Genomic DNA, 16,993 nt, shown 5'->3' with positions numbered 1-16,993 from the left:
CAAAAGATATCCCCCCTAAAGGAGGGGGGACTTACAGCGCTAAGGGTAATAGTTACTGCAAAGAATCAGTCTCTAGCTCAAGGTTTACGCATTGACCCTCGTCTGTCCACTCCTCATTTTCATATACTGTCAGCTGCGTTAGCGGATCAACAGCTGTTTGTTGGCTATTGATGAGTACAAGACGAGACTTCGATTTACCTTTTTGATCCTCTTCTGTAAATCCCTCCCTATTAGAAGAACAGCTTGCACTGGTTGTTCCTGCTATGGTCACACCACCACGTTGCCCCCCTAAGGTTGCTTTAGAAGCACCTTGGTCACCATTAAGAGGCTGATTCCCACCACTAGGAGGCTGATTGCCGTCACCGGGTAGATTGGGGGCACTAAGGCCGGTAGTTGTTACAATATCACTACCAACAGTGCTAGTTACTGTACCAATATTAACCGAGTTTAGACCATTGTAAAGCAGGCTACCATTTACCTGTGCAGCAAACAACGTTACGGCAACAGGGGCATTGTTCAGGTCAAAGGTGCCACTGCCCTGCAGACCCAGTCCGGCGGCGGTGATGCTGCCTGTTGGCGTTTGACTGACCCCACCATTACTGATCAGGGTTAGGTTGCCGCTGCCAAGGTTGCTGCTGGCGGCTAGGGTGAGGGTGTTGCCGCTCTCGATGATGGCATCGTTGTTGGTGGTGGTAAGGCCAGCTGCGGTTGTTGCTGTATCGCTGCCCACCGTGCTGGTGACAGGTCCGCCAATGGTCAGGTCATCACTGTCTTTGAAGCTGACGCCACCATTGACGTCGGCTGCCAAGATGTCCACATCATTGCTGGCATTGTTCAGGTCAAAGGTGCCACTGCCCTGCAGACCCAGTCCGGCGGCGGTGATGCTGCCTGTTGCTGTCTGAGTGACCCCACCATTACTGATCAGGGTTAGGGTGCCGCTGCCAAGGTTGCTGCTGGCGGCTAGGGTGAGGGTGTTGCCGCTCTCGATGATGGCATCGTTGCCGTTGGTGGTAAGGCCAGCTGCGGTTGTTGCTGTATCGCTGCCCACCGTGCTGGTGACAGGTCCGCCAATGGTCAGGTCATCACTGTCTTTGAAGCTGACGCCACCATTGACGTCGGCTGCCAAGATGTCCACATCATTGCTGGCATTGTTCAGGTCAAAGGTGCCACTGCCCTGCAGACCCAGTCCGGCGGCGGTGATGCTGCCTGTTGCTGTCTGAGTGACCCCACCATTACTGATCAGGGTTAGGGTGCCGCTGCCAAGGTTGCTGCTGGCGGCTAGGGTGAGGGTGTTGCCGCTCTCGATGATGGCATCGTTGTTGGTGGTGGTAAGGCCAGCTGCGGTTGTTGCTGTATCGCTGCCCACCGTGCTGGTGACAGGTCCGCCAATGGTCAGGTCATCACTGTCTTTGAAGCTGACGCCACCATTGACGTCGGCTGCCAAGATGTCCACATCATTGCTGGCATTGTTCAGGTCAAAGGTGCCACTGCCCTGCAGACCCAGTCCGGCGGCGGTGATGCTGCCTGTTGCTGTCTGAGTGACCCCACCATTACTGATCAGGGTTAGGGTGCCGCTGCCAAGGTTGCTGCTGGCGGCTAGGGTGAGGGTGTTGCCGCTCTCGATGATGGCATCGTTGTTGGTGGTGGTAAGGCCAGCTGCGGTTGTTGCTGTATCGCTGCCCACCGTGCTGGTGACAGGCCCGCCAATGGTCAGGTCATCACTGTCTTTGAAGCTGACGCCACCATTGACGTCGGCTGCCAAGATGTCCACATCATTGTTGGCATTGTTCAGGTCAAAGGTGCCACTGCCCTGCAGACCCAGTCCGGCGGCGGTGATGCTGCCTGTTGCTGTCTGAGTGACCCCACCATTACTGATCAGGGTTAGGTTGCCGCTGCCAAGGTCGCTGCTGGCGGCTAGGGTGAGGGTGTTGCCGCTCTCGATGATGGCATCGTTGTTGGTGGTGGTAAGGCCAGCTGCGGTTGTTGCTGTATCGCTGCCCACCGTGCTGGTGACAGGCCCGCCAATGGTCAGGTCATCACTGTCTTTGAAGCTGACGCCACCATTGACGTCGGCTGCCAAGATGTCCACATCATTGTTGGCATTGTTCAGGTCAAAGGTGCCACTGCCCTGCAGACCCAGTCCGGCGGCGGTGATGCTGCCTGTTGCTGTCTGAGTGACCCCACCATTACTGATCAGGGTTAGGTTGCCGCTGCCAAGGTCGCTGCTGGCGGCTAGGGTGAGGGAACCGACGCTCTCGATGATGGCATCGTTGCCGTTGGTGGTAAGGCCAGCTGCGGTTGTTGCTGTATCGCTGCCCACCGTGCTGGTGACAGGCCCGCCAATGGTCAGGTCATCACTGTCTTTGAAGCTGACGCCACCATTGACGTCGGCTGCCAAGATGTCCACATCATTGTTGGCATTGTTCAGGTCAAAGGTGCCACTGCCCTGCAGACCCAGTCCGGCGGCGGTGATGCTGCCTGTTGCTGTCTGACTGACCCCACCATTACTGATCAGGGTTAGGTTGCCGCTGCCAAGGTTGCTGCTGGCGGCTAGGGTGAGGGAACCGACGCTCTCGATGATGGCATCGTTGCCGTTGGTGGTAAGGCCAGCTGCGGTTGTTGCTGTATCGCTGCCCACCGTGCTGGTGACAGGTCCGCCAATGGTCAGGTCATCACTGTCTTTGAAGCTGACGCCACCATTGACGTCGGCTGCCAAGATGTCCACATCATTGTTGGCATTGTTCAGGTCAAAGGTGCCACTGCCCTGCAGACCCAGTCCGGCGGCGGTGATGCTGCCTGTTGCTGTCTGAGTGACCCCACCATTACTGATCAGGGTTAGGGTGCCGCTGCCAAGGTTGCTGCTGGCGGCTAGGGTGAGGGTGTTGCCGCTCTCGATGATGGCATCGTTGCCGTTGGTGGTAAGGCCAGCTGCGGTTGTTGCTGTATCGCTGCCCACCGTGCTGGTGACAGGTCCGCCAATGGTCAGGTCATCACTGTCTTTGAAGCTGACGCCACCATTGACGTTGGCCGCAAGGGTGTCCACATCATTGCTGGCATTGTTCAGGTCAAAGGTGCCACTGCCCTGCAGACCCAGTCCGGCGGCGGTGATGCTGCCTGTTGGCGTTTGACTGACCCCACCATTACTGATCAGGGTTAGGTTGCCGCTGCCAAGGTTGCTGCTGGCGGCTAGGGTGAGGGAACCGACGCTCTCGATGATGGCATCGTTGCCGTTGGTGGTAAGGCCAGCTGCGGTTGTTGCTGTATCGCTGCCCACCGTGCTGGTGACAGGCCCGCCAATGGTCAGGTCATCACTGTCTTTGAAGCTGACGCCACCATTGACGTCGGCTGCCAAGATGTCCACATCATTGTTGGCATTGTTCAGGTCAAAGGTGCCACTGCCCTGCAGACCCAGTCCGGCGGCGGTGATGCTGCCTGTTGCTGTCTGAGTGACCCCACCATTACTGATCAGGGTTAGGTTGCCGCTGCCAAGGTTGCTGCTGGCGGCTAGGGTGAGGGAACCGACGCTCTCGATGATGGCATCGTTGCCGTTGGTGGTAAGGCCAGCTGCGGTTGTTGCTGTATCGCTGCCCACCGTGCTGGTGACAGGTCCGCCAATGGTCAGGTCATCACTGTCTTTGAAGCTGACGCCACCATTGACGTTGGCCGCAAGGGTGTCCACATCATTGCTGGCATTGTTCAGGTCAAAGGTGCCACTGCCCTGCAGACCCAGTCCGGCGGCGGTGATGCTGCCTGTTGGCGTTTGACTGACCCCACCATTACTGATCAGGGTTAGGGTGCCGCTGCCAAGGTCGCTGCTGGCGGCTAGGGTGAGGGAACCGACGCTCTCGATGATGGCATCGTTGCCGTTGGTGGTAAGGCCAGCTGCGGTTGTTGCTGTATCGCTGCCCACCGTGCTGGTGACAGGCCCGCCAATGGTCAGGTCATCACTGTCTTTGAAGCTGACGCCACCATTGACGTCGGCTGCCAAGATGTCCACATCATTGTTGGCATTGTTCAGGTCAAAGGTGCCACTGCCCTGCAGACCCAGTCCGGCGGCGGTGATGCTGCCTGTTGCTGTCTGACTGACCCCACCATTACTGATCAGGGTTAGGTTGCCGCTGCCAAGGTTGCTGCTGGCGGCTAGGGTGAGGGAACCGACGCTCTCGATGATGGCATCGTTGCCGTTGGTGGTAAGGCCAGCTGCGGTTGTTGCTGTATCGCTGCCCACCGTGCTGGTGACAGGTCCGCCAATGGTCAGGTCATCACTGTCTTTGAAGCTGACGCCACCATTGACGTCGGCCGCAAGGGTGTCCACATCATTGCTGGCATTGTTCAGGTCAAAGGTGCCACTGCCCTGCAGACCCAGTCCGGCGGCGGTGATGCTGCCTGTTGCTGTCTGAGTGACCCCCCCACCGCTGATCAGGGTTAGGGTGCCGCTGCCAAGGTCGCTGCTGGCGGCTAGGGTGAGGGAACCGACGCTCTCGATGATGGCATCGTTGCCGTTGGTGGTAAGGCCAGCTGCGGTTGTTGCTGTATCGCTGCCCACCGTGCTGGTGACAGGCCCGCCAATGGTCAGGTCATCACTGTCTTTGAAGCTGACGCCACCATTGACGTCGGCTGCCAAGATGTCCACATCATTGTTGGCATTGTTCAGGTCAAAGGTGCCACTGCCCTGCAGACCCAGTCCGGCGGCGGTGATGCTGCCTGTTGGCGTTTGACTGACCCCACCATTACTGATCAGGGTTAGGGTGCCGCTGCCAAGGTCGCTGCTGGCGGCTAGGGTGAGGGAACCGACGCTCTCGATGATGGCATCGTTGCCGTTGGTGGTAAGGCCAGCTGCGGTTGTTGCTGTATCGCTGCCCACCGTGCTGGTGACAGGCCCGCCAATGGTCAGGTCATCACTGTCTTTGAAGCTGACGCCACCATTGACGTCGGCTGCCAAGATGTCCACATCATTGTTGGCATTGTTCAGGTCAAAGGTGCCACTGCCCTGCAGACCCAGTCCGGCGGCGGTGATGCTGCCTGTTGGCGTTTGACTGACCCCACCATTACTGATCAGGGTTAGGTTGCCGCTGCCAAGGTTGCTGCTGGCGTCTAGGGTGAGGGAACTGCCGGTACGGAGGATGACATCAGCGTTGTTGGTGGTAATACCATTAGCAGTTAAGGGTATTGTGCTGGCAGTGCAGCAATTAGGATACGTTGTAACAAAAGGAATGCTCAGATTCCCAACCGTCAGAGCGTTCTGATCTTGGTATGTGATGGCGCCAGTTGAACTCGCGGTTGCAATTGTATTGACGTTGTTTGAAGGTTGATTCAGGATAAAACTGCCGCTGCCACCCAAAATTAAGCCACTTGCTATGAAGGGAGATGCTTGAGTGACAGAGCCCCCATTACTGAAAAGTGCTAGCGTGTTTCCTCCTAAGTTAATTGATGAATTCAGTTGAATGTTGCCCCCTCGAAGGGTAAGGTGTTGATTTCGAGTAATGGGAGTGGGAGAGTTGATGGTAACTGTTCCTGTGCCATTTTCATGGCCAAAGATGACATGACTAAAACCAGTCGTTAGACCAAATTCGGCGTTGCTTAGGGCAAGATGAGTCGTATCATTTGTTCCACCAATATCAATATCACGACCCAGTGTAAAGGGCTGGACGACCAAGATACCCCTATTTCCAGTTATTGTATTCGGATTGCTACTTAATGTAGTGGAAATGCTTAGATCAAGCCTGTCACCCACAAGAATAATGTTGCCACCATTCGTACTTTGAATCGTTGGAGTAGTACCTGCTGTACGAATACTCATCCAACCTGGGAGGGTGGTGCTGGCAGTACCGGTATGTTCACCGATTAGGCAGATGTTGCCCGTATTGCTGGTCACTATAAAGGCATTATTAGGGTTACCCGAAGACGAAGGCTCACCAAACTTAATTGCATAATCGCTTGAGTTACCACCCCGCAAAACGCCCCTTAGGGTAATATGGCCTGAACCCGTTGCCGAGATTTCAGCAGAGAAGCCGCCGGTTAAATGACGCTGTAACTCAAGACCGTCTTTGCTTCCTGTACCTGTCCCTGTACCTGAATAACCCGTGTAAGTGATGTTGCCGCTTCCTGTGGTTCGAACTAAAGCATTCCAGTGAGCAATTCCGTCATCCGTTGAACTGCTGCCATTGGCAGTACCTGTAATGGTTATGTTTCCATCTTGGTTAGTGATTTGTGTTTGGCGCCTCTGAGAAGGTGGAGGCAGAGTACCGGGATTGTCATTGTTGCGTGGAGTCGTTGTAATGAAAACACCATCGTTGTTTTGGCCGCTACCCCCAAGAGCAGTACCGCTAATGCTGATATTTCCTGTGCTATTTTCAATGTGAGCACCCCGGCTGAGATAAACACCATAGTTATTATCAACTCCCGTACCGCCAGTACCGTCGAGGGTAATTTGGCCACTGTTACTTTGCAGCGTGGCATAACCTGTTAATTGAATACCGTAGTTATTACTACCTGAGGTACCTCCCTTACCCGTGAGGCTAATGTTACCTGAGTCTGTTTTTAGTAGCGTGGGTTGAGTCGCCGTTCCTTCAATGAGGATACCCTTACCTACACCTCCCGTACCGCCAGTACCGTCGAGGGTAATTTGGCCACTGTTACTTTGCAGCGTGGCACGACCTGTTAGTTGAATACCGTAGTTATTACCTGAGGTACCTCCCTTACCCGTGAGGGTAATGTTACCTAAGTTTGTTTCTAGTCGCGTGGGTTGAGCCGCCGTTCCCTGAATGGAGATACCGCTAAAATTAGCTGGAGCAGTAGTATTACCATCGGCTTCTAGTGTGATGCCACCCCCGCTCGTATTTTGGATTATTACACCGGGCTGAATGACAATGTTACGGCCTGCCTGTAGCGTTAGAGTAGTATTCTGACCCCATGTAATGTTTGTACCGCTTTGAACAGTAATTGTCTCCGGGCCACCACTAGTTGCAGCTGCCGTGCTGATGGTCAAGTTAGCCGACCCAAGTTGACCAACGATATGTGCATCATCAAAGGTGTTAGGGCCAGTGTTAGAGCCGGGGCCATTTTGAATGGTAATCGAGCCGGGATCAAGGAGAAGGGTACCAAAGGAACCGTTGGGCGCCCTGAGATCGGCAAAGCCTGTGACGTATAGGTTATTGCGTGCTGAAACTTCGGCAAAGCCGCCATTACCACTAAGGCTGCCCCCGCGGGCACTAATGTGGCCGTGAAAGTGGGTGGCTTCATCTGCCCAAGCAATGACAGTACCCCCATTCCCTTGGGTTAGCGCATTAGCTTCTAGGCGTGCCCCTGCGTCAATGAAGGTGTTTCTGGCATTGGGCAGAGGACCTTGCCCTTGAGGACTGCCGCCAATAAAAATCTGCCCACCGCCTAGGTTGCCATTGGCCGATAGATGGGCAGTGTTCTGAAGATGAATATCTTGACCTGTTACGGTAATTTGACCGCCGTAAATACCATCTGCATCTAGGCGTCCGCTAATATTCACTTCGCCTGTGGGGCCGCCTGCTAAGATAATCCGCCCTTGACGATTCTCAACTGCACGCGCTTCGATGATGCCATCAACGTTCATCACCCGATCCATGATGCGCTGAGCAGCACTGGCAGAAAGGATAACATGCCCCGCGCTAATGTGCCCCTGCTGATCAATCAGACTAGAAAGTGGGCGACCATAGATATCCGTTACTTGCTGAGATAGATCACTATCTACCCTGACGCTGAGCAACCCATCTCCTGTGAAGTCTAGGGTAACACCAGTGCCGCTCACTAGGGCAACTTGACCCAAACGTGCTGCAATGAACCCTGTGTTTTGAACTGCTGGCGCAATTAGGGACACCACACCTCCCTCTTGGGCAGTGATGCGCCCTTGGTTGGTAATAGCAGCCGGCGGCCTATTGGGGAGGTTGTAAAAGCGGAAATTGTCCTGTAAAAAGTCTTGATCTTTAATGTCAAGGGTACTTGCAATAAGGCTGCCCACATTAACTTGGGCACTGGGTAAAAAGACGATGCCGTTGGGATTGATTAGAAAGATGCGACCGTTGGCGTTTAGTTGACCGGCAATACTTGAGGGGGTTAGCCCTGTCACTCGGTTGAGTGCGGCTGCTGTTGCGCCCGGCTGGACAAAGAATACCCCTTCATTGGCTCCAATGCTGAAGCCCTCCCAGTTAATGATGGCTTTATGACTGCTTTGCAGAATATGAAGCTGATGGGGGGTACTCTGCTGAAAAGAGACTTGCCCCTCACTCACTGTTGGGTTTTGTGGCAGTGCCTCAGCTATCCGAGGATTGAGACTTGTTAGGAAAATACTCGACAGGGTAAGGGTGATACCGTTTAGGAACACACTGAATATCCTTTTCATAGGTTCAACCTCAACAGCCTTTGGAGGGTTGCAGAATGGTTTAAGAAGGTAGGTACAGTAGCAGAATTCAATTCTAGATTTTAGAACATCCTTGACTATAAACTCAATAAGTATTTAGGCTGACCTAGTCATTGATTCTAGGGAAGCAGCAGAACCATGTTTCGGCTTCGTGACTCGGTTTTCCTTTCTGCTCCATGCAACTGAATCCCTAAGAACACCAGTTGATGGCTGCTTCCCTACCTCAGAGTCCCTGCGCTGCCCAGTTCTCTTGCCCACAATGTAAGACCGTAGTATCCCCTAAAAGCTAGAATATGCCCTGAACTTGAAAGAATAGACGCGGGCTCCGTTCAAAGGCGGGTTCAATTCTCGTTAGGGGAAAGGCTAGCTCTAGGCGAAGTTGTAGGCTAGGGTTGATGAGCTGTCGCAAACCCAAGCCCGTTGACAAGGCCTCCTGACTGCTAGGCTCAGCAATCGTCGGTCTTTTAAGAAAGGTCTGGCCATAGTCTACAAAGGCATAGGGCTGGCTAGTGAAGCTTGTTTTACGAAATTTATAGGAACGGGTATGTTGTAGCTCAAGACGTAGAGCGTAGCCATCATCTCCTAAAATGGCGGATTGAACATAGGCAGAGCCAGAGTTGAAGCCACCAATTCCAAATTGCTCAGAGGCAACAAGGGGAGCGGCTGCTGTTTGGGCTGCACCTGTTAGGCTGACTGACCAATTTTTAGGGAGAAAGAAAATCTGTGTAAAGTCCAAATTTGCTTTGAAGGCTGCAGGGGTAGCATTGAAGCGAGAAAGAGGTAAAGTGGGAGTTCCGCTCAGACGCGCCCCCAAACCTGCAATGCCTTGAGAGAGTTGTATAGAGGCACTAGTGAACCCAACCCGGTTTGTATAAGTGACCTGACTCGATGCACGGAAAACACGAACTCGATCCTGACTGAGGAGAACTTGTGGCCCTAAAAATGTGGTACTAACCGTGCTATTGAGGGCATCAAAAGAAGCACTTGTGAGCAGGTTGAGTTTCCTTGAGCGAATGGGGTAATAGGAAAAGCCTATGCTGCCCAGCCAACTGTTGCTTTTGATCCTGAAGGGGGCAAGGTTATCTCCAGGCTCACTTTCAGCATAACTGAAACTGCCTACAAATTTGAGACTATTGGCGTCTAAGGGAATGTTTACATCGAAGCGACCACTTTTGAGTTCGTTGAAATCGAAAGGAACGGTTGTACTACTCAGAATAAATTGCTCACCTCTGTTCAGCAGAGAATTAAAGTAAGCCCCTGCCTGAAGACGAATAGGACCAACACTGTCGGCATACCAATTGTTGAGTGTAAAGAAGGGTTGAAAGGAATCCTTCTTGGCAGTAATCGTCAGAATAGTTGCGCCGGGCTGGTTACCAGCTTCAAAGCGTCCACTCACTTTGTAGCCGGCCAAATCGCTCATCAATAGTAGATTACGCTCGAGAACTTTAGTTCTGAGAGGGCGAGAGGATTGAATACGATCAGCATAGGGCTGTAATGGCTTGATCGTTCCCGCGGAACCTTCAAACCGTACTTCCTCGACATAGCCTTCGACAACTTTGAGACGAACAATGCCTTCGGTAACTTCTTGGGCAGGTACAAGGACACGGATTAGAAGATAGCCTGAGCGGCGGTAGTGCTCGCTGATTTTTTGGGCAATGGTATAAATGTCAGCAAGAGTCACGTTGCGATTGAGCTGATCTGCGTATAACGCTTTAAGTGCTTCGGGGGAATAGACAGTTGAGCCACTAATAATGATGTCTTTTAGAAGGAAGCGAATTTGATCGGAATCGGTCGGTGGCCGGATCTCTTGACCCTCAGGAATTGTAATCTTTGGCTCACGAGGGGGCAGGGGAGGGGGTTGAATTTCTTCGATGAGGCGCTCAGGGGAAAAAGCTTGGGCAAGAAGCACTCTTGCTTGCAGTTCGGCAAGATTGGTGTCTAGGAGTCCAAGTACAGAAATCATAGCTTGTCTGTAAAATACTTTCAGTTGCAAAATATCAGAGCCTCTCTCTTTTGTCTAGGTTCTCAAAACTTTAGCCCCTAACTCAGGGGGTAAGCAATAGCGGGTGCTACAAAATTAGTTAACAGAATTACTCTAGGAGTTGTAATTCATGCCCTTTGTGCAACCAATGGAGCACCAGCTTTTCTAATTCAATCCAGACAAACACCAGCGTGCTAAAGCCGATGCACACTGCTAGTTCAGTGGCAGACAGCAGATAAGTGCCAAAGAATTGCCGTAGGGGCGGGCTATAGATCAGCAGCAACTGTAAAATAGAGGTTAAAATTACGGAGATCCAGATAAAGGGATTCGAAGTAGGATGCAGTTGAATGGTGAGGCGGTGGCTAGAGCGAGCGGCAAGGGCATGACCCATTTGCGCTAAGCAGAGGGTGGTAAAAACCATGGTTGTCCAACGGCGCGGATCAAGACCCTCCTCTAGGTGCTCGGTGGTGTAGCCATAGGCCCACACCATGAGGGCAATGCCAGTCATGGCCAAGATCAAACCGACACGAATCATATAGGAACCCAAGCCACGGCTAAAAATACTTTCGTTGGGTTTAACCGGAGGACGCTTCATGAGATCAGGATCCCCCGGCTCAACAGCAAGGGCAAGGGCAGGCAGGCCATCCGTCACCAAGTTCATCCAGAGGATTTGCAAGGGCGTTAGAGGCACACCTCCTAATCCCAGTAGGGGTGAGCAGGCAATCGTGATCACCTCACCAATGTTGGAGCCGAGAATGTATTTAATAAAGCGACGAATATTGCTGTAGATCACTCGCCCTTCCTCGGTAGCCGCCACAATGGTGGCAAAGTTATCATCCAAGAGCACCATATCGCTGGCTTCCTTGGTGACATCCGTACCGCTAATTCCCATGGCTACGCCAATGTCGGCCTGTTTGAGGGCAGGGGCATCATTCACACCATCCCCAGTCATGGCCACAATTTCACCGTGACGTTGCAAGGATTTCACAATCCGCAGTTTATGTTCTGGAGACACCCGCGCATAGACATTGACGGTCAGGGTTGCTGCATCCAGTTCTGCGGGACTCATTTTTTCGAGGTCTCGACCGGTTAGCGCCTGATCGCCCCACTGACAGATACCAATTTGACTGGCGATCGCCTGTGCCGTCAGTTGATGATCCCCCGTAATCATAATCGGGCGAATCCCAGCAGTGCGACAGGTGGCGACGGCCGCCAGCACCTCCGGACGCGGCGGATCAAGAATGCCCACTAACCCCAACCAGATCAAATCCTGCTCACTGGTGTCTACACTCTCCGCTGGTGGCAGCGCTGACCAGTAGCGATGGGCAATGCCCAAGACCCGCAGACCTTGAGCGGCAAAGCGATCGTTTTGCACCAAAATCTCTTGGCGATCGGCCAGTGTTAGGGGTTGAATGTCGTGCCCCACCTGCCGCCATTGACAGCGTTCCAAGGTCAGTTCCGGTGACCCTTTGGTAATCATCCAGTAGGGTTCCTTGGCAGCAATCGCAGGAACGGACTCACTGCGGTAGAACGTACTCATGCGCTTGCGATCGGCATCAAAGGGAAACTCCGCGACCCGCTCCGCCGTTTCCTGCAATGCTTTCAGATCAATGCCCCCCTTAGCGGCCAAGGGCAGGAGAGAGCCTTCGGTCGGGTCGCCGAGAATCACCCATTCGGCTGCGTGTTGTTTGAGAAGGGCATCATTGCACAGCGCTCCCGCTAGAAGGAGCAGTTGGCGTTCGTATAGGGCTGAGGGGTCATCGGTATTGGCGTCATAAAATTCCCCCCTTGGTTCATAGCCATTGCCGCTCACCTTGGCGCGATAGAAGGTAGTAGCCACTGCCTGCACCACCATTTTGTTTTGGGTGAGGGTACCCGTTTTATCCGAGCAGATGGTTGTCACACTCCCCAGTGTCTCCACGGCCGGCAGCCGCCGAATCAGGGCATGGCGTTTCACCATCCGTTGTGTTCCCAATGCAAGGGTGACGGTAATCACGGCGGGCAAGCCTTCGGGGATCACGGCCACCGCCATACTGAGGGAGACTTCAATGAGATGCGGCAGCAGTGAGGGATCGTAGAGACCCCCAGCAATCACGACAATGCTCACCAGCACCAACGCAACGGCCACTAGGCGATTGCCCAGCTCGGTCATCCGTTTTTGTAGGGGTGTGGGTTCCGGCTCCACCCCTTGCAGGGCAGCGGCAATTTTCCCCAGTTCGGTGTCCATGCCGATCGCGGTGACGATGGCGGCTCCTCGCCCTTGGTTGACCTCTGTGCCCGCAAAGACTAGATTGGCGCGATCGCCCAGTTCCGTATCAAGGGGCAAGATTTGCGCAGCATTTTTACTGGCGGCTTCTGCTTCACCAGTGAGTGCTGCCTCGCGGATTTGCAGGTTGACCGCTTCAAGGAGGCGACCATCGGCAGCCACTTTGACCCCCGCTTCCAAAAAGAAAATGTCCCCAACCACCAGTTCAGGGGAATCAATTTCCATGACCTTGCCCTCGCGCAGGACACGCACCTTGGGCGCCGCCATACTTTTCAGGGCAGCGAGTGCCTCTTCAGCACGGGCTTCTTGGACATAGCCTAGAATGGCATTGAGAATCACCACCACCAGAATTGCAGTTGCGTCCTTGGGGAAGGGAATGGTGTTTTCTTCGAGGGATTCGAGAATCTCCAATGTGCCAGAGATGAAGGCCACCACGAGCAGCATGATCAGCATGACATTGCGAAACTGATCAATGAAAATCTGCCAGCGCGGGCGGCGGCCATTGTCAACGAGTTCATTGCGGCCATATTGGGCTTGTCGCCGTTGTACTTCTGCACAACTCAGTCCCTGTTGGCGATCGCTCCCCAAGCGGCTAATGACTTCATCAGCACTCAGAGCATGCCAAACTGATTCACGATCCATGGGGGAGGAGGCATTGGAGGAGGTCATGGCGGGTGAGGAGATGAACAGTTTTTATCCTTTCTTTATCTTCGTCTATTTTTCTGGAACCATACCAAAGCGCTGCCAATAGTCCTCATAGCGCGCCATCAGCGTCAGAGGTGGCTCAGGCTGTGTCCAAAACTCTACGAGGGTGTGTCCCGTTGCCCAAGTGTCTTGATTGAGGGGGCTACGACGTTGTAGCAGCAAGGGAGCCAAGGTTTTCAGATCAAAGGGGCGCGTTGGTACCTCTATGCGATCGCTGGCATTTTGCAACAGCGTGTAGAGTTCATAGGCCAGTTGCAATTTACAAAGAATCACCGGCAGGTGTTCTAGGGGCAGTTGTTCGGCGAGGAGCCATGCAGCGGCGGGAGACCCCGTGAGCATGGTCGAAAGAAACTGGAGCACTGGTCGCTTGAGCAAATCGGTAATGCCCTGACTGGTGGTGATGCGGTGGCAATAGGTGTCAATGAGGCGAGAAGCAGCGTGAAGCCGTGTCTGGCGATCGCTAAGCCAGCGAGCCATGCGGATCTGCTTGGCGGGGGCAATTAAATTCACAAGGGTATCACTGAGGGCATCGAGTCCCCAAGCCATGCGTTCTTCAGTGCCGTTGACAATCGGCAAAATATGGGGCGTATAGGTGCCCAACTGTTCTTGGCGATAGGCCACCGCCTCGCGAATACTCACTTCCTTGGGACGGGTACCCCGTTGCCAGTCGTAGGGGGGATGCCATTCCCGCAGGGGGCGTAGCCGATCCACTTGGGTGACCGCCACCACAATCGGCAAGTCCCTCACCTCTTGGCGAATCAATTGCAGGGCGGTGATGTCCGGGGCAAGGGCAGGATCCAGCACTGGGGTTAGCAGCAGCACTACATCCATGCGCGGCAGTAATTCCCGCAGGCGAGCTTGGATATCGGCACCGCGAATATCTTCGTAGCCGGGGGTATCCCACAGGGTCAAATCCTGCTGCCAACGGTATTGCCGGATCTCGTTTGTGTTGGGCAAGGGGGAAACACGGGTGGTGGGGGCAGCAAATAAACTATTGATCAGGCTACTTTTGCCTGCGCCGGTGCGACCCACGAGAAAGACGTTCACAGGCTCAGTTTCGGCACGGGCAAGGGGCAGACTCTGCTCTAAAATGTCCTGTAATGTGCCTGTATCTGTGCGCGGGGTGGGGGTGGGTAATTCCAGTTGGGTGAGGCTGCCACTGTAGAGGGCGATCGCCCGCAGTCCCAAGGCCTTGAGCACCTGTTCCCGCAGGGTGAGCCCCAAGTTAGCAATCAGGGCTTGATTGGCCTTTTGCTGCTGCTCTTGGGTAAAGGTTTTGGTAATCGCCACACTTGGATTGAGGAGCCACTGCGCCCAATTCCAAGCCGTAAAGCCCCAACGCGCAACGGGTGCCACCTGCCGTGAAAGTTCATAGGCGCGCACTGCCTGCCCCAGAGTTACCCGCGACAAAATTGGGTTGAGGGTTTCCAGCCAGCGATCGACATCATCAATCGTGTCCCGCAAGAGGCGGTAGGCTTGGGGCACATAGATTTGCAGCAGGGGACGCTGAGCATTGGGATAATAGACCTTGGCAATCTCACTGACGAGGGTTTGTGCCCGCTGCCAAAAGAGTGGCCAATTTTCCCAAGGGGGTGGGTCTTGACGACTCTGCTCAAGGGTGTGTTGGAGAATCTTCAGGGCGCGTTGATCCGTTTCTGAATCACTGCTTCTTGGCAAATCAAAGGGACGGGGGTCAATCTCTGTCGGCTGACCCTTGAGCCAATGGGCAACCCCCCACCGCCACAGCAGCAGAATCAGCACGACTACTGCCCAGACCCAACTCAGTCCCCAAGCATGAATTTGTATTGAGGCCGCGGTGAGGATGAAGCTGGCGATCGCCACCAGTGGCAAGATCAAAAGAATCCACTGCCACCAAGAGGGCTGCATCGGCTAGGTGGTCACTAGTGACTCAAAGGGAATGCGTTGGGCGTGGCCCCAAAAGGCCTCAAGGTTGTAGTATTGACGTTCCTTGGGCAACTGCACATGGACAATCACATCACCGTAGTCCATCAGCACCCATGAACATTCCGCTTGGCCTTCAATATGTTGGGGCTGGCGTTGGCAATGTTCAAGAGCCGCCTCCTCAATCCCTTGATAAATGGCGCGCACTTGGGTTTTTGAGAGTCCCGTAATGATCACAAAGTAATCGGTGAGGTAGGACACACCACTCACATCCAGAAGGCAGATATCTACTCCCTTGCGATCGTCGGCGGCATAGGCTGCGGTCCATGCTAGTTTAAGGCTAGGGTCAGCAATTGCGGCTACCCGTTGCATCTGTTGAATAGTCAGGCTGCTGTCTCCTAAACGCACTCCTTTATCCTTTGATTTTACCTATTGGTTTAGGGAGGGGTAGGACAAATTTGTTACAAAACCTTACGAGTATTGCCCCCCACTGGCTGTGGTATCCCCACAACGGACAATGGCACATTGCTACCGCCAGACTCCTCGAGCAATTAGCCAACTATCAAGAGCAACTCCAAGAGCAACAACCCACTCTCCTCGTTCTCGCAGAACCCGATCCCCTCTCGTTTCTCAGTGGTTTTCTCGCAGCGCTCTCCACAGGGACGCCTCTATTACTGGCCAATCCCCACTGGCAGTCCCAAGAGTGGCAGCAGGTGGCAGCGATCCTACCCCAGAATTTCATGGCTTGGGGAACGGTGCCCCCCCTCGACCCCCAAGGTTCTGGAGAACCATTGCCCCAGGGCTGGATTCTGATTCCCACTGGCGGCACTCAAGGGCGGTTGCGCTGGGCAATTCACACGGTGGCGACCCTTCAGGCGGCAGTGATGGGGCTGCAACGCCATTTGCAACAAGGGGCGATTTACTGTCTGAGTATTTTGCCCTTGTACCATGTCAGTGGTCTCATGCCCGTGGTGCGATCGCTCTGGAGTGGTGGAGAACTCTATCTCGGTACCCATCTACGGGATCTACGGCAAACGGCACCTCCTGCCAATGTTGATCTATGGCTGTCTCTGGTACCTCGGCAACTGCAACAGGTGCTTGCAGACCCTCTGCCATGGCTAGCGGATTTAAGGGGCATTTTCGTGGGCGGTGGCCCCACTTGGTCGCAACTATTAGAGGAAGCAGCAACCCAGCGCTTGCCTCTATGTCTCAGTTATGGCATGACAGAAACTGCTGGCATGATCTGTGCCCAACGGCAGGGGGAATTTTTGGCGGGCGATCGCTCCTGTGGTCAGGTCTTACCCCATGCTCAGATTGCTTTAACCCCTACGGGCGAGATTCAGATTCAGGCCGCCTCCCTTGCCCTCGGCTACTACCCCCAGGTATTTCGGGAGAAAATTTTCCAAACAGACGATCGCGGCGAATGGCGGGGCGATCGCCTCTACATTTTGGGACGCAGCAGCCGCAAAATCATCAGTGGTGGCGAGAATATCTACCCCGAAGAGTTAGAGACCTTACTCCTTAACAGTGGCCTTGTCCAAGACATCCATATCTATGGCGCACCCGACCCCCTCTGGGGCGAACAAGTCATTGCCCTCTATGTGGGAGACTCCTCCCCTGAGGAACTCAGCCAATGGCTCAAACAGCAGTGCAGCGCCTACAAATGCCCCAAGAAATGGATTTCTGTGCCCCAAATTCTCCGCACGCCCCAAGGAAAAGTGCGACTATCCTCGATTAAGACCTAGCCACT

The 16,993-nt window shown here is 54.0% G+C and carries 6 protein-coding genes; 1 reads left to right on the top strand and 5 read right to left on the bottom strand.

Annotated elements, in window-relative coordinates; translation table 11 throughout:
* Positions 1 to 52 precede the first annotated feature (52 nt).
* The 5 genes from RHJ31_RS10900 to rsfS all read right to left on the bottom strand — a co-directional run bounded on the left by RHJ31_RS10900 (position 53) and on the right by rsfS (position 15,651).
* A complete protein-coding gene (locus RHJ31_RS10900) occupies positions 53 to 8,353 on the bottom strand; it encodes a filamentous hemagglutinin N-terminal domain-containing protein (RefSeq protein WP_310828433.1) in 8,301 nt (2,766 codons plus the stop codon).
* A gap of 322 nt (positions 8,354 to 8,675) precedes the next feature.
* Positions 8,676 to 10,352: a ShlB/FhaC/HecB family hemolysin secretion/activation protein gene (locus tag RHJ31_RS10895; protein WP_302676598.1), complete on the bottom strand. Its 1,677-nt coding sequence runs from the start codon at positions 10,350 to 10,352 to the stop codon at positions 8,676 to 8,678.
* Positions 10,353 to 10,479: 127 nt separating this feature from the next.
* On the bottom strand, positions 10,480 to 13,305 hold the full coding sequence (locus RHJ31_RS10890; RefSeq protein WP_310445872.1) for a cation-translocating P-type ATPase: 2,826 nt from the start codon (positions 13,303 to 13,305) through the stop codon (positions 10,480 to 10,482).
* Between the two features lie 45 nt (positions 13,306 to 13,350).
* Complete coding sequence (locus RHJ31_RS10885) at positions 13,351 to 15,228, bottom strand: GTPase family protein (RefSeq protein WP_302676596.1); 1,878 nt, start codon at positions 15,226 to 15,228, stop codon at positions 13,351 to 13,353.
* A gap of 3 nt (positions 15,229 to 15,231) precedes the next feature.
* Positions 15,232 to 15,651 (bottom strand): ribosome silencing factor, encoded by a 420-nt coding sequence (rsfS, locus tag RHJ31_RS10880; RefSeq protein WP_206201339.1) that lies wholly within the window; start codon positions 15,649 to 15,651, stop codon positions 15,232 to 15,234.
* Between the two features lie 50 nt (positions 15,652 to 15,701).
* Between rsfS and RHJ31_RS10875 the strand changes: the two genes are divergently transcribed.
* Entirely contained in the window at positions 15,702 to 16,988 is a 1,287-nt protein-coding gene (locus RHJ31_RS10875) for an AMP-binding protein (RefSeq protein WP_302676595.1), read from the top strand.
* Positions 16,989 to 16,993 lie beyond the last annotated feature (5 nt).

Source organism: Thermosynechococcus sp. JY1331 (genome assembly GCF_031583475.1).
Classification (GTDB): Bacteria; Cyanobacteriota; Cyanobacteriia; order Thermosynechococcales; family Thermosynechococcaceae; genus Thermosynechococcus.
Note: the sequence above shows the minus strand (reverse complement) of the source record. Positions and strands in the feature narration are given on the sequence as shown.